Origin of the sequence: Shewanella algae, from assembly GCF_009183365.2 — a bacterium.
Classification (GTDB): Bacteria; Pseudomonadota; Gammaproteobacteria; order Enterobacterales; family Shewanellaceae; genus Shewanella; species Shewanella algae.
Genome location: NZ_CP068230.1, coordinates 1,199,447 through 1,221,269, shown reverse-complemented (window position 1 = coordinate 1,221,269; position 21,823 = coordinate 1,199,447). Strand labels below are relative to the sequence as shown.

Here is a 21,823-nt window from a genome sequence, read left to right as displayed (position 1 = left end):
TGTATGGCTGGGTTAAACTCGGTTACTACCCCGCGCAGGAACATGCTAACTTCTAATTAATAATCAAGGATCAGACCACTAAAGCATGCCACTCCATCAACATAACCAACATAATAAATATGATCAGTATATTGCGGGATTAATCGCGAACCTTGACTAGCCAAAAATTGAACATCAGCGTGCCTTTAGTGGTAATTTCTGAGTCTCCAGTTATTTGGCAAAGAAGAGCTCCCTCTTGAGTGATTTCTATATGTTTCTTGCCTCGATAGTCAGGCTTAGCAAGTTACCACCTTTGGCTTCAACATAACCACCATCCAGGTAGTAGCAGAACAATTCTGATTCGCGCATTAGATCGATAAAAACTGGATTACCATTATCAGTTCCGATAGTAATGCAAGAGCTGCACTGTTCAATGGTTAAAGGAGAGCTGCCGGAAACTTCTAATTGAGTTTTGATGAAGGCATAAAGCTGGTTAAAGGTGTTGACAGTGTTTTTATCTATCGTGACTTCATCAGCAAGCTCACTCTCCGGGAACAAATAGAACTCACTCCCTCTGTAATAGACCACTTCAGCTGTATCAATACTACTGAGCCATTCCGTATAATAACTTGGAAATATCACAAGCACTCCCTATAAAAATAACAGTTACACAATGCGAGCAAACGGTTGTACCGAACAAATACCTTAAAGCAATTAGCGCACATGGGTATTAGGCAAAGTTAAAACAGTGTTTTTCAAAAAAGAATATCACAGTCACTTTTCATGTATTTAACCTACTTTCTGGCGAAACTTGATCATTTATCAGTTCAACAAGAGACTTGGCAACAAATTTTGCCTCATCCCAACCTAAGTCGCCACAATTAGCGATGTAATAGCCAGAAATTCTTTCCTGTTCAATTTTTGCCACGCAAATATTACCATTCCCATCCATGCAAACAGGTATTGAGTTAGGCATATACTTCTTTAACTCGTATATATCCTCACCTAGTATTTCTATGATTGAGAAAAATTGCAGCTCTTTAAAACCAAAAAAGATGTCCGCCCCATTACTTTTCTGCCACCAATCATAAAATTCACTTGGTAAGCTAACACCAAAAGCCTCTTCAAGCTCTCTAATCGATTCTCTACTTACTCCAGGTGGTTTGTTTACGTATTCCATACCTTCCTCTATGCATAATACCGAAAACAGCCAATCGTAACGAGGTTCAGCCCAGAATGGACAATAATAATTAGCCTATTATTTTTTACATATTTCATCAATTTCTTCAAGAACCAAGCCTAGGGAAGATTTTTGTTCATTTTGTTTGAGTTTTACTGCCAATTCTTTCTGAAGCTTTAGCAGCTCATCTTTTTTACAACGCAAATTCCAGACATCAGCCTTTAATGGTGCCACCATTATTTTTGACTCTAGCAAGTTTGAAAGCTTAAAATTCCGGAGCAGAATCAGCGCGCCTATTTGTGAAATACTGAAATCTACCATTTGACCTCTTTAACAAAAATCAAGCGCCCTATTATAGAACGACAAGTTAATCTTCTTTCGGTCTGCATCCAAGCACCGCTAGGTAACTTAAGCACACTGAGATAAAAAGAGCCTGGCATTGCAGATGTTTGATTAGACTTAACCTATTTAAGCATAACCGAAGCCTAACTACCACGTTATTAATGCTGAGAACCAACGTTTTTTCTTTTTATTAGCCGGTTTACTTTGCCTATGTATACCTTGCTCGTAAAAGCTCCCCCCAACAAAACAGGATTCTTGTGACTCAATATAGCTTTTAACATTTTCAATTTTAAATAACCAAAATCACTAGACTGAATCTCAGCTATCCACCATCTACCAGATTTTGTATAGTGTGGTTCTTCAATTAGATAATTGACCCAGACAGAACCACAAATTTTGCACGTCTGTAACCTAGCTTGTCATTGGTTGTTTCCACCCAATTCAATTATCTCATAATCTAAATAGCTAAATGGTGGAGTTTTGCACTTACATTGAAATATTAGACTTTCCTATAAGCATAGACATAATAATTCCTTATACAGGTGTCGACCTCCGTGTTTTTTCGTGGATTGGTAAAGCCAGACCCCCCTGTTTGTTGCACTTCCTTACAAAAACTGGAAAAGAATTAGAGAAAACCAACATATCTACAGCCAACACACTTTTATCGGCTTGGTCTTAATTACAAAAAACGACCACAGATTTTGGCTGAGTTTTTGAAAGCACTCCAGTATTGCGTTATCTATGAGACAGTTCCCGGTGAAGACTGCATTAATATCCGCGATCCTTACCATTCAAGATAATACTAATTAAATCGCTGACACTTACTCGCCAAAACTCAATTGCCAGAGTAACCATACCGGAGATCTTTGGTTTCAGGTATGGACTCTTTTATCTATTTAACACTGCAATCTGGAGCATTAGGAATAGAACGAAGAAGCGACAATGGCGTGGCATAAGAACCACCTTAAAAAGGTTAACCACGCGAAATTATTTTATACTTTTAAGGACTTTTATTCCAATTAGTCAAAATCAATACTGTTAAAATAAATCCAGGCGGTTTGTTCCTGCTGACTTAACCAATCTTCACGCTCATTCTCATCGGCAATAAAATCCGCATAAAAACGAATCGCTGCAAACCACAACTCACCACCCATGTACTGATCGTATACGGACTTAACCCCGGTTTCCAGAAATAACTTAAGATGTTGCGGATATTCAGCAAAATAATCCAGCAACACATCCTGGTGTGCTTCGACCTGCAGTGACCCCCACTGACCACCTGCGCCACCTGCCCGATGCGCCAGCAGCGTCAGCATAGGCTTACAAATGCCGTGTTTTTCGATCAAGGCTTCGATATGATCATTCTGGTACACCTCATGATCCAGATCGTTCAGCAGTAATAGCTCAACATATAACGGGATGTATTTCAGATCCTGCATACACAAAACATAAGCAGCGTTCTCGGCCAGCGGATTTTCATCATCCTGCCAGATTCTGTCGTCGTCACGGGTTCGACACCAGATATTAACGTTGCTGATAAAGGTAGCCGCTTTCGCTTCCAGGGTTGAGTTACCCACAAACTTAGCGAACACCTCCTCTTCCTCCACCTGGCCTTCCGGGGTCATAACATTAATGGAATAGAACAGCGTGTGGAATTCCACACTGACACCATGTTCCGAGAGCTTCTCATCAATCTGATAACTCAGATCAAGATACACATCGGCCAGCGCATTTAAACATTCAAAAGAGTCGAGGTCATCAACTTCAATATTAAAGATAATTTCAGAGTGCGATGTTTCAATAGTCGTCTTCAATGTTAACCCTTAGTTAAAATATAAAATTCTATGTATTAAAATAGATACGATTACTTATCGTAGCGAAGGATGGTTATTTAATTTCTGAAGCTAGCTACCGTTGCAGCGAAAAAAGTCCCCCCAACAGTAAGCTGGCAAGGAGCAGACGTTAAAATAACTTCAGAGATTCCTAGTGAAAAATAGACCACAACAGGCGTCTTAATTTTTCGACAGCATGCGCTTGTTAGCTTCTGTTGGTTCCAGTGAACTGAATTATATTGTTCGGAAACTTCATTGACTCAACCTCACCGAAAGGCTCTTTTGCCACTACAGTTTCCAAATCTGCCATCTACCAAAAAACACTATACACTTGGCTTTATTGACATTTTTAATTCCGCCAACAGATTAACGCGCAAACCATCTAAAACAGGCTGCTTTTGCGGAACATTTTGCTGCAGGCATAGCTACCGCACGGACACGAAACTGACTTCGTCCCTGAAGATCCCCCAAAACCGCCGAGAGCGGCCCGGGAACTATGTCAGGCCAATATTCCCTATCATGGCCTACTACACTGAGAGTCATATCCGCTGCAGTTAAGAAAAAAAGTCTAACATAAGTAGTTGAATTGTATCTACAATAACCATGGTAGATAAGTGAAAAAATCGCCAATAGGGAGAAATTAGATAAAAGCGATAAAATACTGTTTTAACTGCCGGCGCCGAAATGATTGGCTATTTGGGAAGATAGTTGCTCTCTTTGCGATTCAGCTCATGCTTGTTGAGCTTTAGCAATCAGGAATGTGAGGCGGATTACAGCAGTTTGCAGCAAAACACTCTAGGGTAAGCTAACCCTAATACCGAGAGGCAAGCTCTCGACTTTAAACAGGAATCTCAGATGTCTGATACAGATAAGGCGTTTTTTCAGCGTGCCAGTGAGCTCATCGAATTGGCCAACAAACAGAACCAGAATACTGAAGTCCAAACCGGTGAAGTCAGTGCCTCCTTCATGTATGCCCTGGCTCGCTACAATGCCTGGTTCGGCTCTACCGGTTTTGCCACCAAGGAGCAGATGCAGTCGAAGAAGCAAGAGATGATGGATTACTATATGGAGCGCTACAAGGAGATGCTTGAAGGCTCTATGGACGACTATATCGAGAATTTCGACCACTACCGCGCAACGCAGAAGTAAGGCCGCCATAGTATTTCAAAATGCCCAGCCTGATGCCGGGCGTTTTATTTTGACTTAACTCATGTTTAAAGCCCTTCCCTAGCCTATCGATTTTGCCATCCTTTGATTAGCCTCGAATTCAGATTGAATCGCCACCGATATCTAGGCTATTGTCTGAGCTATTTTTCTTGGCTATTTTCTAAGCTATTGTCTGAGTTAATACTTAAGCTTTTGTGCCGCTTTGTGGTCTTGCTCTTAAACTGAGTCTTAAAAGAGTGACCCGCTGTCTCGACCCAGAAAGGCTTGAGGCTTATGCTATGACACCTATTTTGATAGTTAGACAGGTTTTGGCGCAACAGATCTCCGGATTAAAACGCGATACTAAACGCTACTCACGCCATCACCTAAGGAGACACTTGTGACACCCGCAATCGATCTCGCCACCAAGGCGGGGATCTCTTTTACCGTTCACGAATATCACCACGACAAGAATGCCCCTTCCTACGGAGAAGAGGCCGCCAGTGCACTTGGACTGGATCCCAACCGGGTATTCAAGACTCTGCTGGTCAGCAGCGATGAAAAGTCGCCGCCACTGGCGGTGGCCCTGGTGCCAGTGAATCATCAACTCAGCTTGAAATGCGTTGCCAAGGCGATTAAGGCCAAGAAGTTGGTGATGGCCAATCCGCAGTTGGCGCAGCGTTCATCCGGCTATCTGGTGGGAGGCATTAGCCCTCTGGGGCAGAAAAAGCAGTTACCCACAGTGATAGACGCCAGCGCCCAGGAGTTTGACAGCATCTATGTCAGCGCCGGTCGCCGCGGACTGGAGATCTGTCTTGCCGCAGAGGACTTGGCCAAGCTCTGCCGCGGCAGTTTTGCGGCGATTAAGAGCTGAATCGTAAGCGGCCAAAGCAAAAGCCCCGCAACTGCGGGGCTTGGGTTACACTATGCTCTGAATCCCTTTTACAAGAAGTAAACACTAACTTCTGGCGGTGTAATCACCGACACCCAACCACTTGTAGGTGGTCAGTGCTTCCAGTCCCATGGGGCCTCTGGCATGCAGTTTCTGAGTACTGACAGCCACCTCGGCGCCCAGGCCAAACTGGCCGCCATCGGTGAAACGGGTGCTGGCATTGAGGTAAACCGCCGCCGAATTCACCTGATTCATAAACTCGGTGGCGGCATTGATATCATCCGTGAGGATAGCCTCGGAGTGACCGCTGGAATAGCGGCGAATATGACCTATGGCCTGCTGGATATCATCGACTACCCGGATCCCCAGATTGAGAGATAACCACTCGGTAGCAAAGCTATCCTCGCTGGCGGCGGCCACTTGCTCGGATCCAAGAATAGCCACAGTCTCGGGGCAACCTACCAGCTTAACCCCGGCATCGACTAAGGCCTTGGCCACCTTGGGCAATGCCTCCTTGGCTATCTGCTTATGCACCAACAGGGTATCCAGGGCGTTACATACGGTTGGGCGCTGCACCTTGGCGTTGAGGATGACAGGAATGGCCTTCTCCAGATCGGCCGCCTTATCCAGATAGAGATGGCAGATACCGATACCGCCGAGAATAACCGGGATGGTCGCCTGATCGGCGCAGAGCCGCTGCAGCTTGTCGCCGCCGCGGGGCACTATCATATCCACATATTGATCCAGTTTGAGCAGGCCGGTAACCAGGGTACGATCCGGGTTGTCGATAAGCTGCACCGCATCTTCCGGCAAGCCACTGGCTTTAACGCCCTGGCGAATCGCCTTGGCTAGTGCCAGGTTGGATTTCAGGGTTTCCTTGCCACCACGGAGGATCACCGCATTACCGGTTTTAAGGGCCAGCACGGCGATATCCACAGTCACATTGGGTCTGGCCTCATAGATAATGCCTATCACCCCCAGTGGCACGGCGCGGCGGCACAGGCGCAAGCCGTTATCCAGCACCCGGCTGTCATATTCGCGGCCAATGGGATCGGCAAGGGCAATCACATTGTCGATATCGGCTATGACTCCAGCCAGGCGCGGCTTATCCAGCAGCAACCTGTCTATCATGGCCTCGTTGAGACCGACCTCTTTGGCCGCGGCTACATCCTGCTCATTGGCCGCGAGGATTGCCGCTTCATCGGCCTTGAGAGCGGCAACGATATTATGCAGCAGTTGCTGCTTGGCGGTGCCGGAAAGATTAGCCAGGGCAAAACTGGCTTCCTTGGCCCTTTGCCCCAGTTGTTGCAGATATTCAGCTGTCATAAAACCACCATGTCGTTGCGGTGCACTATTGCATCACCATAGTCATAGCCCAGCAAGGATTCAATGTTATCTGAATGCTGGCCCGCGATACGTTTGAGGGCCACGGCGCTGTAGCGGCAGATCCCCCGCGCCAGTTTACGGCCATTGGGATCCAAGAGTTGCACTGTGGCGCCCCGTTCAAACTCGCCCTCGACGGCGATAATCCCCTTGGACAACAGACTGCGGCCCTTTTCGGTTACCGCTCGCACCGCGCCTTCATCCAAGGTCAGTTTCCCCTTGGCCTTGGGCCCGGCAAGAATCCACTGTTTGCGGCTCTCCAGCGGGGTTTCGATGGCGCAGAAGTGAGTCCCCACTGACTCGCCGGCAGCGATTTTTTCGATAGCATCCGGATGATGGCCCGAGGCGATAACCACTTCGATACCGGCGCGGCGAGCTATGTCGGCCGCCTCCAGCTTGGTTGCCATGCCGCCGGTACCCAATCCGGAAACTGAACCGCCGGCCAGTTGCCGCAGGCTGTCGTCGATATTGGCCACTTCGCTGATAAGATGAGCATTGGGATTGTGGCGCGGATCGGCATCGAACAAACCTTTTTGGTCTGTCAGCAGGATCAGCAAGTCGGCATCGCACAAAAGCGCTGCGCGGGCGGACAGGTTGTCGTTGTCCCCAACCTTGATCTCATTGGTGGCAACGGCATCGTTTTCATTGATGATGGGGATAATATTCTGTTTCAGCAGCGCATTCAGGGTATCTCTGGCGTTGAGATAGCGCTCGCGATCGTGCAGATCCGCCCGGGTCAGCAGCAACTGCCCCACGTGCAGACCATAAATACTGAACAACTGAGCCCAGGCCAGGATCAACTGGCTCTGGCCCACAGCCGCCAGTAACTGCTTGTTGGCCATGGTATCCGGCAACTCCGGATACATCAGGTGCTCACGCCCGGCGGCAATGGCGCCGGAGGTACACAAAACCACTTCGATACCGGCGCGCATCAGGGTCGCCATCTGCCTGGCCAGTTCGACCATATGGGCCTTGTCCAGGCGCTTGCTGCCGGAGGTAAGTACACTGGTACCCAGTTTTACCACTACCCGGCGGTAGCGTGTGTCACTCAAGTTCATCACTTGTATTTGCTTAAAAAAGTCGGGGATAAATCTTATACCCAATCCGTCGCCTGATTCCTAGCGGCAGTAGGCCTTCAAGTGGATAAAATCGTTATTTATTGCGGTATCTCATACAAAAAGGGCCATACAAAGTATGACCCTCAATAAATACTGTTTATAAAGCACTTGCTCGCGTTTTACCTTTAGCTCCCGTAGGCAAACTTGAGAATAAACAGCAGCGCCAGTGCCACAACCCCGGCGTTGAGATCGCGAAAACGGCCGCAGAGAAGTTTAATCGCCGCATAGGCGATAAAGCCAAAGGCGATCCCCGTGGCAATTGAGAAGGTTAATGGCATCAACAGGCAGACCACCACCACGGGGGCAGCCTCGGTCAAATCTTCCCACTCTACATGCACCAGACCAGACATCATCAGAATCGCCACATAGAAGAGGGTGCCCGCGGTAGCATAGGCTGGCACCATACCGGCCAGCGGCGAGATAAAGAGCGAGGCCAAAAACAGCAGTCCGACCACGACGGCGGTCAAGCCGGTACGGCCACCGGCACTAACGCCAGAGGTACTCTCGACATAACTTGTGGTGGTCGAGGTACCCAGCATGGCCCCAGCAATAGTGGCGGCGCTGTCGGCGGTCAGGGCGCGATTGAGTCTTGGCAGGCGCCCCTTATCATCCAGAAAACCGCCACGATGGGCCACGGCTACCAAGGTGCCCGAGGTATCAAACAAGTCCACAAACAAAAAGGCAAACACCACGGAAATCATGCTGATCTCCAGCATGCCGGAGAGATCCATCTTCATAAAGGTGGGCGCTATGGAAGGCGGCATGGATACCAGGCCACTATATTGCACATCACCAAAGGCCAGCCCCAACACTGTGATGGCCAGAATGCTGAGGATCACCGCCGCCTTATAACCACGCTGAACAAAAGCGATGATCAGGAAGAACCCCAATACCGACATCAGTGCCGGAAATGCAGTGATATCGCCCATACCTACGAGTGTTGCCGGGTTGGCAACCACTATGCCGGCACTCTTGAGGCCGATGAGCGCCAAAAACAGGCCGATACCTGCGGCTATGCCAAGGCGCAGCGACATGGGAATGGAGTTGACCACCCATTCCCGAATTCGCACCAGGGAGAGGATCATAAAGCAGATCCCGGAGAGGAATACTGCGCCGAGCGCGGTTTCCCAGCTATAGCCCATTTCCCCCACAACTGTGTAGGTAAAAAAGGCGTTGAGGCCCATTCCCGGCGCCAGGGCTATGGGATAATTGGCCAGCAGCCCCATGACCAGACAGCCTATCGCCGCCGCGACACAGGTCGCCACGAAGACAGCGCCTTGATCCATACCGGCATCGGCCAGCATAGAGGGGTTAACGAAGATGATGTAAGCCATGGTCAGAAAGGTGGTCAGACCCGCCACGGCTTCCTGCTTCAGAGAGGTTTTGTTTTGCTTTAACTTGAACAGTTTTTCCAACATGGAACCAGGTTCCTTGAGTTTGAGTGTAGGGAGGTTTGTGACACTTCTTTAACGAGGTCATCGGCGGCAGATTATAGGGAGTTTGACCTGATCAGACCAGCACCAGAGCATGGAGGCTACCTGTGGTATCCATTAAATGCCCACCAGCTCACAATTTATTCACATTTTGCTGCGGACAAAAAAAAGCCTGCTCAAAGAGCAGGCCAAGACATGTATCAAGCACCCAAAAGGGAAAGAGTCTACCGCGCTAGCGGGTAACACCTGGCAACAGAAGCAAAACTTCTATTGCGACTTGAGTCTAAATACACCACAGAGTGGTGAACAAAGGTTGATGGATGATGGAACTACTTAAAGGGGTAGTCAGCCCTTGAAACTCATGGCGAACATGCCGCCGCGCAAAACCTGACAATCAAACCAGGTGTTGCTCCAATAAACTACGTTGTTTTTGCCTGTGTAAGACATAGCCGATACTCCTAACAAAGTTGTGAAATAAATACTCTAGTGAAGCTTGGCTCGGTTCCCTGGAACTAGAGGTTCTCATATCCGTGGAGACAACTTGTCACTCATTTCCTTGGAGATAGTTATCCATCCTGGATTGACTAGAGGTGGAAGGCGCTTGCCTAACCAACGAGAGCTATTATAGCCACCTGTAATTTTATTACAAGTATTAAGGCTAGAAATTTAAAATACACCTAAAACTGTAAGACAATTACATAAAAGTTACACAGGATTTACCCACCGCACCTAATGATACATCTCGAAACATAGTAAGAGAACACTCATTACCATTTGATTTTAAATAAATAAATCAAAAGCCAATCAGGCCAACCTCATTCCAATTAAGTAAAATCTAACACTGTAATTAGCTGTCAGTTACAGCCCAAATGTTAGTCTCCCGGCGGGGGTAAAAGCGTGATCTCAAAGAGGTAAGACCAGTTAAGGTGAATTGGATCACCCCACCCAAGGGCTGGGTAAAAATCCATCTGAAAGTTTTCTGTTGTTTTCAGATATCGTGTCAAATAACAACCTAAAGCAGGGGCGAGATCCAATCACTCGCAGTGGATAGCTTGGGTGAGATGACGTCCAGCAAATATCGGGGCCATGTGATGCCAACATAGCGGTCGCCAAGTGAAGAAAAGCCAACGGACAGGGTGCAGGGATAACCCGGCCGACGACATCGGCCGGGAGGCGTTGAGGGCTTACTCAGTCATATAGGCAAACAACCCAAGCAGCGGCGCCGCCGTAGGTTTGCCATAGAGGGGATCACCTTCTGTGGCACTGCCGGCGATATCCAGATGACTATAGGCCATGGGCTGAGCGTCTTTTACCCCGTGTTGCGCCAATCCGGAAGCCTTTAGCAGGAAGGCCGCCGGATACTGGTGCCCTCTGGCGGTAACCGATGAGGGCGCATTATTGGAAGAAAGTAGCTCAGAGGCGCCGGAAACATCACGCACCTTGGCAAAATCTTCCTTACGCAAACGGGACAGCTCCAGCCCTTCACCGTAACGTTCGGCGCTGGCTTGCAACCGCTTGGGTAATGCCTGTTGCTCGGCAACGGCGTTGGCCACTACCGCACTGTAAGATCCATAGGCTCGCACCACATGGCCGGTCAGGGTTGCCACAGAGAATAGCTCGGGCGCCGCACTGCCCTGCGCCTTTAAACGCAGATGGGACAGCAAGTCGGCCAGCACTAAACGTCCTTCGGCATCGGTATTGCCAATCCTGACCCTGACACCCGAATGGGCTGTGATGATTTCGTCCGTGACAAAGGCTTCGCTGCCTATACTGTTGCGTACCAGCCCCAGTTCGGCCACCACACGAATGCCTTTGGGCTTGAGTAATGACAAGGTCTTCATCAAACCGGCCACGGCAGCCGCGCCGCCCTTGTCGCGGCTCATACCGGCCATGGCACCGCCCACTTTCAGATCGGCGCCGCCTGTGTCATACACCACGCCCTTGCCGGCAAAGAAATAGTTGTGCTGGATGTCACCTTCGCCGCGGTACTCCAATTTAACGACTCTGGGCTGATGTCTGGCCACGGCAAAAGAGGCCCGCGCCACAGCGCTCAGCAAGGGATAGTCCCGCTCGAGAATGTCTCTGTCTTCCACGACCTGCAGCGACAGCCCTGAATCTTTGAAGGCGTTGAGGCAGTAATCGGCAAAGGCAGGGGCGCCCATGCGCTCGGGCTCAGTGCCGCAAAGATCTCTGGCAAGGGTGCGGCCGGCTTCAATGGCATTGAGCATGCCGGCATCTGCGCCGTTCATCACCCCTATGGCTTCTATGCTGTCAAGGGCGGCGCCCGCCTCACGGGCTTCCAATGGCTGCCATAGCTCCTGCGCCGTTGCCAGCGCCGCAACCATATCTGCCTTGGCGTATTCATCACCTAAGGATGCAGGCTTATCAACCCACAATAGCGGCCTTTTGGCTCCGGCGTCACGGGCGATGGCGATACCGGCACGGGCGGCATTGGCAAAGGCGCGCACATCGTCATAATCGCCAAGCGGCGCGACCGGGGCGATAATCAAGCGGCCACCGGCAAGCCCAGGAGCAAACAACAGGGTTGGGCTCTTGCCCACCCGTTTGTCAACTTGAGCCCCATGGGAGGCCAGTATCGCCACCTCTTCGATTGGACACGCCGTCACATCGGCGCTGACCACCAGCAATGCATCCCAGTCTGCCTCACTGAAAATTGCATCCTGGTCAGTAACATCAATAAATTCAACCATGACCCATCCTAATTATTTTTTATTGGCGCCCAGCATTATTCCCTTTCCGGCGCCGGATTACCAATATCTGGCTGGCAAGTTTCGCTGCCACAAATAAACAATTGTCCCAACTGGGTTCTGCGCCCTTACGTCGCTCTGTGGTAGACTGATGACAACTCGCGCTTGGCCCGGTCCAAGCCCGCCAACCAGACGAAAAGATCAGGAGTTTGCTGTGTCCAGTCTCAGCCAATTGCAACCTCAGCCTCTATGGCAGTGGTTTGAACAAATCTGTGCCATTCCTCACCCATCCAAACATGAAGCCGCGCTCAGCCAGTATATTCAGAACTGGGCCAAAGACCGTCAGCTTGAGGTTATCGAAGATAAAGTCGGTAACCTGATTATTCGCAAAGATGCCACTCCCGGGATGGAAAACCGCAAACCCGTGGTGATCCAGGCCCATATCGATATGGTGCCGCAGAAAAATGCCGATAAAGAGCATGACTTCGTCAAAGATCCGATCCAGCCCTGGATTGATGGCGACTGGGTCAAGGCTCAGGGCACGACTCTGGGTGCCGATAACGGCATAGGCATGGCATCGGCGCTGGCAATTCTCGGCAGTGACGATATTCCCCACGGGCCACTGGAAGTGCTGCTGACCATAGATGAAGAAGCGGGTATGACAGGAGCCTTTGGCCTGGAAGCCGGTATGCTTCGCGGTGAAATCCTGATCAACACAGATTCCGAGCAGGAAGGCGAGATCTACATGGGCTGCGCCGGTGGCGTGGATGCCGAGATCACCCTGCCCATGGTCTGGGAAGCCACAGGCGATGGTTTCCAGGCATTCAACCTGACACTCTCCGGGCTAAAGGGTGGCCACTCAGGGGTGAACATTCACCTGGGACGCGGTAATGCCAACAAGCTGCTGGCCCGTTTTCTGTTTGAACACAGCGAAAGCCTGCAGCTGGAACTGGCCGAATTCAACGGCGGCTCGCTGCGTAACGCCATTCCCCGTGAAGCCAGTGCCACTATTCTGGTACCGGCCGAACAAGCCACAGCTTTGAGCGAAGCCGCCGCGGCTTTCCAGGCACTGCTTAGAGAAGAGCTGGCGGTTGCCGATCCGGCCGCTTGCCTGACTCTCACCGAAGTGCCGCTGCCTGCCAAAGTGATGAGCGAGCAGAGTCAGAACACTCTTATCGATCTGCTGCATGCCTGCCCCAATGGTGTCATGCGGATGAGTGACGAGATTGAAGGCGTGACCGAGACCTCACTCAACCTCGGGGTGATCAATACCAGCGAGCAGGATGTTAAACTCCTGTGCCTGATCCGCTCCTTGATTGACTCAGGCCGCAGCCAGATTGAGGGCATGCTGATCGCCCTGGCCAACCTGGCCGGTGCCGAAATCGATCTCTCCGGCGCCTACCCAGGCTGGAAACCAGACAGCCAGTCTCCTGTGATGGCGATTGTGCGCGACACCTATCAGGACATCTACCATAAAGAGCCGGTGATCATGGTGATCCATGCCGGTTTGGAATGTGGCCTGTTCAAGGAGCCCTATCCGGCCATGGATATGGTGTCTATCGGCCCCACCATACGTTTCCCTCACAGCCCGGATGAAATGGTGAATATCACCACAGTGGGCCAATATTGGCAGCTGCTGTTGGCTGTACTGGAGCGTATTCCAGAAAAGGCCTGACACCTTGAGAAAGGCACTTAAGCCTTGAATAAATAGCGCCAAACGACTTGGCGTTGCGGCAAGGAGGCAAAGGCTGCAAGAGTGGCTCCCCATCAACATGGGCAAACTATGTGATTGGGATGAACGAAGATTGCCAACACAGCTGCCTCTTCAAGTTAGCAAGAGTAAAAAAGCCGCCCCTGGAGCACTCCGGGGCGGCTTTTTGATGCGTAGCACCTTGCGTTTAGGCTATTCCTCCAGCAAGCTACGCAGCATCCAGGCAGTCTTTTCGTGGACTTCCAGTCTACGGGTGAGCAGATCGGCGCTCGGCTGATCATTGGCCTTGTCGATAACGGGGAACAGGGCTCTGGCGGTGCGGGCCGTGGCCTCCTGGGCTTCGACCAGGTGCAATATCATCTCATTGGCAGAGGGCACACCTTCCACTTCCTTGATGGATGCCAGACGCACAAACTCCTTATAAGTCCCCGGCGCCGGATACCCCAGGGCGCGGATCCGCTCGGCGATTTCATCCAGCGCATTCCATTGCTCCGTGTATTGCTCCATAAACATCAGATGCAGGCTGTTGAACTGCGGCCCTTTGACGTTCCAATGGAAATTATGGGTCATCAGATACAGGGTATAACTGTCGGCCAGCAGCGCAGAAAGCCCCGCGACAATTTTTTTACGATCCGCATCAGAGATACCTATATCTATGGTGGGTGCCTTGACTTTCTTGGTTGCCATATACACTCCTTTTGCTTGTTGGCGATAGCCGCGCTCAATGGCGACTAAAGATAAAATAGCCATAACAGAGTGGGATCTTATGCCCGGGCAAACTGTGATAAATATCACAACTTACTAAACTGTAGCGGCCCAAAGCCCAAACGAGTTCTCTTTATCAAGCAGGAAAACAGCTTTTTAACCGATTGATTTTCATAATCAAACATACATGCCACCTGCGATAACCCCTTATAACCGATTTGCCAGTTCCCAATAGAAGCCAGACAAGGCAATCCGGGAATCTCTTTGCCGGCCAGAGCTTATATTTAGAGAAACTCGCGATCACTTTTCCGCAGCTTGACATCTTATGTTCATTAAAAGCTGATAGCCTGCCGACAAGCCTTATACCTTAAGCGCCGCGGCACAGGAGTGGTATCTTGACTTTGGCTTCATCCACACCTTTTACTCTGCCACGCTTATGTTACCTTTCACTGAAGCTATAATAAGTTAAAGCTGCAGCCCTGCATCAGGAATGACAACTGCGAAATGGATTCTCGCCTCAGAATACGAGCCGACAGCAAGCTGCCGACTAAACCTAACAAGTGGGGATCTGTTTTATGTTTTTTAATAAATCGTCCAAACAAGCGCTGGCACAATGTCAATTGCAGCTGTCCAAGCAACTGGCAACTGTGCAAGCCATAGAACAGTCGCTTGCCTGTGTGGTATTCACGCCCGACGGCACTGTGATAGAAGCCAATCGCCTGTTTGCCGAGTTGTTTGGCCTGGAGCATGAGAAGCTCAAAGGCATGCCACACAAAACCTTGTGTCAGGCCGATTATGCCGCCTCAACCCAGTACCGCAGTTTTTGGGAACAGCTCAGGCAAGGAAAAGCCGCTGCCGGGGTGTTTGAACGTCGCCACGCAGATGGCAGCAGCATTTATTTGCAGGCCACCTATTTCCCCGTGTTTGAGCAGGGTAAAGTCACTCGCGTCATGAAGATTGCCGCCGATATCACCAACAGCCAAATGGAAACCGACACTCAAAAAGCCGTGGCCAACGCCCTGGACAACTCCCAGGCGATTATCGAGTTTGATCCCAAGGGGAATATCATTGAAGCCAACACCAATTTTCTCGATGTCATGGGCTATACCCGGGCCGAACTGAAGGGGCAACACCACAAGCTGTTTTGTGACGAGGCCTTCTACCGGGAACACCCCCATTTTTGGGAAGAGCTCAATAAGGGCCAGTTCAAGTCCGGGCTGTTTAAACGCTTCAATAAACTGGGGCAAACCGTCTGGCTTGAGGCCAGCTATAACCCTATACGCAATCCCGCCGGTAAGGTGATCAAGGTGATTAAGTTTGCCAGTGATATCACCGCCAGGATAGAAAAGTCCCAGGCGATTAAAGAAGCGGCCGAAATAGCCCACAGCACGGCGCTGAATACCGGTGCCACAGTTGAGCAGGCGATAGACAGGCTGGACAGGGTAACCGCCACCTCCAACAGCATAGCGTCTCAGGTGCAGCAGGCCTCAGAGGCGATAGCTCAGCTCAATGAGCAGTCACGCAATATCCAGGCGATAGTCTCGACCATCAGCGCCATTGCAGAGCAGACCAACCTGTTGGCGCTCAATGCGGCGATTGAAGCGGCCCGCGCCGGTGAGCAAGGACGGGGGTTTGCCGTCGTCGCTGATGAAGTCAGACAACTGGCGGCCCGCACCAGTGAGTCTACCAAGGAGATTGGCTCTGTCGTCAGTCAAAATGGTCAGCTCACAGACAAGGCCACCCGTGAAATGGCGGCGGTGGCCGAGGCGGCCAACCAGGGTAAGACCCAGCTGCAGGAAGTCGCAGACGTAATGGGCGCGATTCTCGACGGAGCCCGCAATGTGGTCGATACCGTCGCGTCCCTGTCTGATGAACATCACAGGCATTGATCCGAAGGCGTCTCTCGCTCCTCTAAAAAAGAACCCAGCCGAGGCTGGGTTCTTTTTGTTTGCTTGGGGAAGGTGCGAACAAGCCCCATGTGTGCCATGCGTTGGCTTACATGCCTGGATGCAAGGCGTGGTTCGCAACAAATGGCCCAAGTCCTTTGCAAGAAGCACAATGCAGTAGACGGATATGTAAGCCTCGAGGACTTATTAGCATCTTCCTTAGGTCTTGAGTCTATCCAATTGATCGTTTTGGCTGTCCACCAACTGTGCCAGCGTCTGACTGCTCTGCTCCGCCTCACCGGCCAGACGCGCCAGTTCGGCCGCCGAGTCTGAGATACCTGTGATATTCTTGTTCACCTCTTCGGTGACAGCGCTTTGCTCCTCGGCCGCCGTGGCAATATGGGTGATCTGCGCCGAGATCTGATCCAGCTGGCTGACCATAAGATTCAGAGCGCTGAGTGCCTGCTCTGTTTGCGACACGGCGTTTTTGGCCTGCTCCACTCCGCGTTCAATAATATTGGAGGCGCTGCCCACTTCCTGCTGCAGTGACTCGATTAGACGACCAATATCCAGAGTCGAGCTCTGGGTCTTGGAAGCCAGCGCCCTCACTTCATCCGCTACCACGGCGAAACCTCGGCCCTGATCGCCGGCGCGGGCCGCTTCAATCGCCGCATTGAGCGCCAACAGATTGGTCTGTTCGGCGATGGCGCTGATCACTTCCAGAATGCTGCTGATGTTATTGCTGCTCTCCGCCACCTTGGCGACGGCGGCCTTGGCCTGCATCGACTCACTGGACATGGTATTGACGTAATCCATCGCCTTGTTGAGGCTGGTTTCACTGTCGCGGACATTGACCGCCATGGACTCAGTTTCCGATGCCGTCTGCTCCGAAGCCTTGGCCACTTCATGGGCCGTGGCGCTCATCTGGTTGACCGCGGCCACCACGCTCTCTATCTCACTGTATTGGCGATTGACACTGTCCAGTGTCTGGCGGGCAATTTCTGCCGTGGTTTGGCCCTCATCACGGGAGCGTCCGGCAAGCATTTTCAGCTCACGGATAAGCTCCCTGAGTTTGAGAATAAAGGCGTTTACCCCGGCGCCAAGGGCGATAAGCTCGGCGTGGGAAGTCACCTGAATGCTTTGGGTCAGGTCGCCTTCGGCACTGGCCAAATTCTCAACCCGGGATTGAATGCTCTTGAGCGGTGCCAATATGCTGCGGATCACCAAAGCTATGGCCAGTACCGCCAGCACAGATACCAAGACGCCAACCCCGAGCAGCAAGCTGCCCAATTCGGTGGCCATCACTGTCATCTCTTCACTGAGCTTGGCCACGGGCGCAAAGGCGTCCACCTTGGGCACTTCAATCAACAGCGACCAGCGACTACCGGAAAGAGGAATGTCGATGCGGTGTGCAACCACTATGTCATTGTCCGTCAACATAAAGCCCTCGCCGCCGGCCAGGGCCACCATTTTGGCGGCCAGCTCAGGGGCGACAGACTCGGCCAGTGGCCGCGCCTTCTTGCTGTAATGACTGGCAGCCACCACCAGCCCCTTACTGCTGAGCAGAGTAACCTTGGCCTTGCCCTGATAGAGCGACTGCGACAGTTGATCGATCAGTTTCTGAAATACCGGCAGGTTGACATCCACCCCGACAATACCGGCAAACTGGCCTTCGCGCAGCGCCGGTACAGTCAAGGAGGTCATCAACTCATTGTTGCCCGGAGCTATCTCATACAGGTAGGGCTCCATCAGGCAGGGCTTGAGGGTGTCTTTACCGCACAGATACCACTCGGCCTCGCGAATGCCAAACTCGTTGAGCGTGGCGACATACTTCTCCTCGGCATCGTCTACCTGGTGTTGCTCAATACTGCCGTCGTTGTTGCGGGTAAAGTAGATCTCCAGCGACCCGGCACCAGGCACACTGTGTTTGCTCGCTTGCTGTTGATACTGCCAATCCTGGCCGTCGTATCCATCTGGCTCAAACTGGGCATAGATGGAGGAAACCTGGCTGTTCTTTCTGAGCACCGCCTCGACGGTTGTCTGCACTTCTTCCCGGGTCATGGGCTCCCGCTCAGAGGTCAGCTCCAGAATCCCTGCCAGTGACCAGGGAATGCGGTAGGCCTCATCAATAAAACCAGCGACTTTCTCACCGTATTGGGCGGCACTGGCCTCGAGCTTATCGCGGATCTCCAGCTCCAGCGTCTGCTGCACCTCTGCCGACAAACGTTGGTTTTGATCCGACAGAGACCACCAGAGACTGATGGAGAGAATGGCCACTGTTATGAGAAACAGCGCCGAAGTTATCCAGAGAAGTTTGGTTCCGATGGAGAGTTGCTTCATCCAAGGCTCCTGATAGCGGCGGGCGCAATGCGCTTGTAAATGAAAGGTTAACAGCTACAAAGATAGCACCATGGACTCTCCCTGTCTCAATCTACTAGCACTTATGGATTATTTTTACCAAGGAAAGTGCCAATAAGCCTTCGCGGCACTCTGGCTTGCACTGCCATTGGCGCTGCTGAGCTTGCCGATAAGTCATTTCGTCTTTTCCACTTGCTCGACAACGGCCGATTAAAGGCAAGGGAACAACCTCACTGAGTTCGCTTGGTACTTGTTACCATTACTCTCTCCCAAAAGAAGTCTGGAAAGTGTCAACTGTATTCCGGATGGGTCACAGACATAAAAAAGGGAAGCGCTGGGCTTCCCTATCATCCTTCATGCTCAACTACGCAGTTGCCGGAAACACTCGGCAATAATCTCCAGCCCCTGCTGCAGATCCCTGTCACTGACGGTCAAAGGCACCAAGAGACGCAGCACATTGCCATAAGTGCCACAGGAAAGCAGGATAAGACCGCGCTCCCGCGCCAAGGTGAGGACTCGCGCGCAATACTCGGGCTTCGGCACACCGTCTTCAACCAGCTCCATGGCCACCATAGCGCCTAGGCCGCGAATATCGGCAATAAAGTCGTACTCCTGCTGCAGCTTGCCAAGCGCTTCTTTAATGACAGTGCCCACCTGGTTGGCCCGCGCCAGCAGCTGTTCCTTCTCGAAGGTTTCTATCACCGCCAGGGCGGCGGCGCAGGCAAGCGGATTGCCGCCATAGGTGCCTCCCAAACCGCCAGGGCCTATGGCATCCATCATCTCGGCCCGGCCGGTAATACCGGAGAGCGGGAAACCACCGGCGATGGACTTGGCAAAAGTCGTGATATCGGCGGCAACGCCCATCTGCTCCATGGCAAAGAAGGTGCCGGTGCGGCCGGCGCCCGTCTGCACCTCATCGGCAATCAGCACTATCCCTTCCTTGTCACACAGCTTGCGCAGCCGCGCCATAAACTCGGGGGATGCGGCATAGAAGCCGCCCTCGCCCTGCACCGGCTCGAGAATAATGGCAGCAATATCCGCCGGTTCGGCATCATTCTTGAAAATCTGCTCGATGGACTTCATCGCATCGTCGTCACTCACCCCATGCTGCGCGCAGGGATACTGGGCGCGAAACACGTTGGCCTGCATCAGCCCCATGCCCTTACTGTAGGGTGCCACTTTGCCGGTGAGCGCCAGCGTTGCCATGGTGCGGCCATGATAGCCTGAGGTAAAGGCGATGACACCGCTGCGTTTGGTATAGGCCCTGGCGACCTTGAGGGCATTTTCCACCGCCTCCGAGCCACTGGTAAACAGCGCCGACTTCTTGGCGAAATACCCGGGAACCAGGGCGTTGAGTTTTTCGCAGACGGCCACATAACTCTCATAGCCCAGCACCATAAAACAGGTATGGGAGAAATCTTCCAACTGGCGGGCAACCGCCTGCTTGACTCTGGGATGCAGGTGCCCGGTATTGAGCACGGCTATGCCTCCGGCAAAGTCCAGATATTCGCGGCCCTCGACGTCCCATACCCGGGCATTTTCCGCCCGTTCCACAAACACAGGGTGTATCTGTCCCACACCCGGTGCCACTGCGGCCTGGCGCCGCACCATCAGAGAGTCATTGCTTATCATCCTGCTATCCTCTGTTGTTGTCCCGGCATCGCCGGGACATGGGTTAATCAGACCGAGAGGCAGAGATACTTGATCTCCAGATATTCCTCTATGCCGTATTTAGAGCCTTCCCGTCCCAACCCCGAGGCCTTGATGCCACCAAAAGGCGCTACTTCGTTGGAGATAAGCCCGGTATTGATCCCCACCATGCCGTATTCCAGCGCCTCGGCAACTTTCCAGACTCTGGAGATATCCCTGGCGTAGAAATAGGCCGCCAAGCCGAACTCGGTATCGTTGGCCATGGCGATCACTTCATCGACACTATCGAAGCGGAACAGCGGCGCCAGCGGGCCAAAGGTTTCCTCTTTGGCAACCCGCATGCTGCCATTCACCTCGGTCAAAATAGTGGGCTCGAAGAAGTTACCGCCCAGCGCCCGGCCGCCTGTCTTGACCCTGGCGCCTTTGGAGACGGCATCCTCGAGATGAGCCTGCACCTTTTTCACCGCATTCTTGTCGATAAGCGGCCCTGTGGTAATGCCGGATTCGGTGCCGACACCCACCTTGAGCTCGGCCACTTTGGCGGCCAGCTTTTCGCTAAAAGCATCGTAAACGGACGACTGCACATAGATGCGGTTGGCGCAGACGCAGGTCTGGCCGGCATTGCGATACTTGGAGATCATCGCCCCTTCGACCGCCGCATCCAGATCGGCATCATCAAACACGATAAAGGGCGCGTTGCCGCCGAGCTCCAGTGACAGTTTCTTAAGGGTGGCGGCGCATTGCTGCATCAGATGAATGCCCACGCCGGTCGAGCCGGTGAAAGACAGCTTACGCACCACGGCGCTGTCGCAAAGGGTATTGCCTATCGCCTTGGCATCACCGGTAATCACGCTGAAGACGCCGGGAGGAATGCCGGCTTCAATCGCCAGGTAGGCCAGCGCCAGAGCGGTAAAAGGGGTCTGCGGCGCCGGTTTGACTATCATGGTGCAACCGGCCGCCAGTGCTGGCCCCGCCTTACGGGTGATCATCGCCGCCGGGAAGTTCCAGGGCGTAATGGCCGCAGTCACGCCCACGGGCTGCTTGATCACCAACAGGCGCTTGTCCTGTTGATGGCCGGGGATCGTATCGCCGTAAACCCGCTTGCCCTCTTCGGCAAACCACTCGATAAAGGAGGCGGCATAGGTGACCTCACCACGGGCTTCTGCCAGAGGCTTACCCTGCTCTGTGGTCATCAGCAGCGCCAAGTCATCGGCGTGTTGGTTGATAAGCTCGAACCAGCGTTTGAGAATGGTGCTGCGCTCTTTGGCGGTCAGCGCCCGCCAGGCCGGAAGAGCCCGCTCGGCGGCATCTATGGCTCTGTGGGTTTCAAATGCGCCCATCTCGGGCACACTGCCGATACGCTCGCCGGTGGCCGGGTTGAAAATATTGACCTTCTTGCCTGAGTCTGCGTCCAGCCACTGGCCATCGATATAGGCTTGTTCACGCAGCAGCGCACTCTGGTTAAGTTTCATTGCGACTCCTTTAAATGGGCGCCGGGCG

16 protein-coding genes are annotated in these 21,823 nt (G+C 52.1%); 4 read left to right on the top strand and 12 right to left on the bottom strand.

Annotation, left to right across the window (positions count from 1 at the left end):
* Positions 1-246: 246 nt before the first annotated feature.
* From E1N14_RS05525 to E1N14_RS05510, 4 genes are all read right to left on the bottom strand, one after another.
* Positions 247-621, bottom strand: coding sequence for a hypothetical protein (locus E1N14_RS05525; protein WP_062793361.1), 375 nt, complete (start codon positions 619-621; stop codon positions 247-249).
* Between the two features lie 139 nt (positions 622-760).
* Entirely contained in the window at positions 761-1,159 is a 399-nt protein-coding gene (locus E1N14_RS05520) for an SMI1/KNR4 family protein (protein WP_025009909.1), read from the bottom strand.
* A gap of 78 nt (positions 1,160-1,237) precedes the next feature.
* Positions 1,238-1,480 (bottom strand): hypothetical protein, encoded by a 243-nt coding sequence (locus E1N14_RS05515; RefSeq protein ID WP_025009908.1) that lies wholly within the window; start codon positions 1,478-1,480, stop codon positions 1,238-1,240.
* A gap of 1,040 nt (positions 1,481-2,520) precedes the next feature.
* Entirely contained in the window at positions 2,521-3,315 is a 795-nt protein-coding gene (locus E1N14_RS05510) for a hypothetical protein (protein WP_025009907.1), read from the bottom strand.
* 873 nt (positions 3,316-4,188) lie between these two features.
* On the opposite strand from E1N14_RS05510, the gene E1N14_RS05505 reads away from it, so the two are divergent.
* Both E1N14_RS05505 and ybaK read left to right on the top strand, forming a co-directional pair.
* On the top strand, positions 4,189-4,482 hold the full coding sequence (locus E1N14_RS05505) for a DUF3144 domain-containing protein (RefSeq protein ID WP_025009906.1): 294 nt from the start codon (positions 4,189-4,191) through the stop codon (positions 4,480-4,482).
* Between the two features lie 397 nt (positions 4,483-4,879).
* Positions 4,880-5,353: a Cys-tRNA(Pro) deacylase gene (gene ybaK, locus E1N14_RS05500; RefSeq protein WP_028780679.1), complete on the top strand. Its 474-nt coding sequence runs from the start codon at positions 4,880-4,882 to the stop codon at positions 5,351-5,353.
* A gap of 84 nt (positions 5,354-5,437) precedes the next feature.
* On the opposite strand, the gene E1N14_RS05495 is transcribed toward ybaK, so the two are convergent.
* The 4 genes from E1N14_RS05495 to E1N14_RS05480 all read right to left on the bottom strand — a co-directional run bounded on the left by E1N14_RS05495 (position 5,438) and on the right by E1N14_RS05480 (position 12,016).
* Positions 5,438-6,697 (bottom strand): glutamate-5-semialdehyde dehydrogenase, encoded by a 1,260-nt coding sequence (locus tag E1N14_RS05495; protein ID WP_062793360.1) that lies wholly within the window; start codon positions 6,695-6,697, stop codon positions 5,438-5,440.
* On the bottom strand, positions 6,694-7,812 hold the full coding sequence (gene proB, locus E1N14_RS05490) for a glutamate 5-kinase (RefSeq protein WP_025009905.1): 1,119 nt from the start codon (positions 7,810-7,812) through the stop codon (positions 6,694-6,696). The genes E1N14_RS05495 and proB overlap by 4 nt, the downstream gene beginning before the upstream one ends.
* A 185-nt stretch (positions 7,813-7,997) precedes the next feature.
* The gene (locus tag E1N14_RS05485; RefSeq protein ID WP_025009904.1) at positions 7,998-9,290 is read right to left on the bottom strand and encodes an NCS2 family permease; all 1,293 of its coding nucleotides are present in this window, start codon (positions 9,288-9,290) and stop codon (positions 7,998-8,000) included.
* Between the two features lie 1,199 nt (positions 9,291-10,489).
* Positions 10,490-12,016, bottom strand: coding sequence for a M17 family metallopeptidase (locus E1N14_RS05480; protein ID WP_025009903.1), 1,527 nt, complete (start codon positions 12,014-12,016; stop codon positions 10,490-10,492).
* A gap of 211 nt (positions 12,017-12,227) precedes the next feature.
* Here E1N14_RS05480 and E1N14_RS05475 point away from each other — a divergent pair, with 211 nt between their 5' ends.
* A complete protein-coding gene (locus E1N14_RS05475) occupies positions 12,228-13,688 on the top strand; it encodes an aminoacyl-histidine dipeptidase (RefSeq protein WP_025009902.1) in 1,461 nt (486 codons plus the stop codon).
* A gap of 228 nt (positions 13,689-13,916) precedes the next feature.
* On the opposite strand, the gene E1N14_RS05470 is transcribed toward E1N14_RS05475, so the two are convergent.
* Positions 13,917-14,411: a Dps family protein gene (locus tag E1N14_RS05470; protein ID WP_025009901.1), complete on the bottom strand. Its 495-nt coding sequence runs from the start codon at positions 14,409-14,411 to the stop codon at positions 13,917-13,919.
* A 593-nt stretch (positions 14,412-15,004) separates the two neighbouring features.
* On the opposite strand from E1N14_RS05470, the gene E1N14_RS22175 reads away from it, so the two are divergent.
* Positions 15,005-16,318 carry a methyl-accepting chemotaxis protein gene (locus E1N14_RS22175; protein WP_025009900.1) on the top strand — a complete coding sequence of 438 codons (1,314 nt, stop codon included), beginning with the start codon at positions 15,005-15,007 and terminating at the stop codon, positions 16,316-16,318.
* Between the two features lie 216 nt (positions 16,319-16,534).
* Here the strand turns inward: E1N14_RS22175 and E1N14_RS05460 are convergent, their stop codons facing one another.
* The 3 genes from E1N14_RS05460 to gabD form a co-directional block, all read right to left on the bottom strand.
* Positions 16,535-18,655, bottom strand: a complete 2,121-nt coding sequence (locus tag E1N14_RS05460; RefSeq protein WP_025009899.1) for a methyl-accepting chemotaxis protein — start codon at positions 18,653-18,655, stop codon at positions 16,535-16,537.
* 378 nt (positions 18,656-19,033) lie between these two features.
* Positions 19,034-20,305 carry a 4-aminobutyrate--2-oxoglutarate transaminase gene (gabT, locus tag E1N14_RS05455; protein ID WP_025009898.1) on the bottom strand — a complete coding sequence of 424 codons (1,272 nt, stop codon included), beginning with the start codon at positions 20,303-20,305 and terminating at the stop codon, positions 19,034-19,036.
* 47 nt (positions 20,306-20,352) lie between these two features.
* Positions 20,353-21,795 (bottom strand): NADP-dependent succinate-semialdehyde dehydrogenase, encoded by a 1,443-nt coding sequence (gene gabD, locus E1N14_RS05450; protein WP_044733906.1) that lies wholly within the window; start codon positions 21,793-21,795, stop codon positions 20,353-20,355.
* Between the last annotated feature and the right edge of the window lie 28 nt (positions 21,796-21,823).

Bases quoted from the DNA above. Each gene is read 5' to 3' on its own strand.
- E1N14_RS05520 (WP_025009909.1), bottom strand. From the start codon at position 1,159: ATGGAATACGTAAACAAACCACCTGGAGTAAGTAGAGAATCGATTAGA.
- E1N14_RS05515 (WP_025009908.1), bottom strand. From the start codon at position 1,480: ATGGTAGATTTCAGTATTTCACAAATAGGCGCGCTGATTCTGCTCCGG.
- E1N14_RS05505 (WP_025009906.1), top strand. From the start codon at position 4,189: ATGTCTGATACAGATAAGGCGTTTTTTCAGCGTGCCAGTGAGCTCATC.
- E1N14_RS05495 (WP_062793360.1), bottom strand. From the start codon at position 6,697: ATGACAGCTGAATATCTGCAACAACTGGGGCAAAGGGCCAAGGAAGCC.
- proB (WP_025009905.1), bottom strand. From the start codon at position 7,812: ATGAACTTGAGTGACACACGCTACCGCCGGGTAGTGGTAAAACTGGGT.
- E1N14_RS05485 (WP_025009904.1), bottom strand. From the start codon at position 9,290: ATGTTGGAAAAACTGTTCAAGTTAAAGCAAAACAAAACCTCTCTGAAG.
- E1N14_RS05480 (WP_025009903.1), bottom strand. From the start codon at position 12,016: ATGGTTGAATTTATTGATGTTACTGACCAGGATGCAATTTTCAGTGAG.
- E1N14_RS05470 (WP_025009901.1), bottom strand. From the start codon at position 14,411: ATGGCAACCAAGAAAGTCAAGGCACCCACCATAGATATAGGTATCTCT.
- E1N14_RS22175 (WP_025009900.1), top strand. From the start codon at position 15,005: ATGTTTTTTAATAAATCGTCCAAACAAGCGCTGGCACAATGTCAATTG.
- E1N14_RS05460 (WP_025009899.1), bottom strand. From the start codon at position 18,655: ATGAAGCAACTCTCCATCGGAACCAAACTTCTCTGGATAACTTCGGCG.
- gabT (WP_025009898.1), bottom strand. From the start codon at position 20,305: ATGATAAGCAATGACTCTCTGATGGTGCGGCGCCAGGCCGCAGTGGCA.
- gabD (WP_044733906.1), bottom strand. From the start codon at position 21,795: ATGAAACTTAACCAGAGTGCGCTGCTGCGTGAACAAGCCTATATCGAT.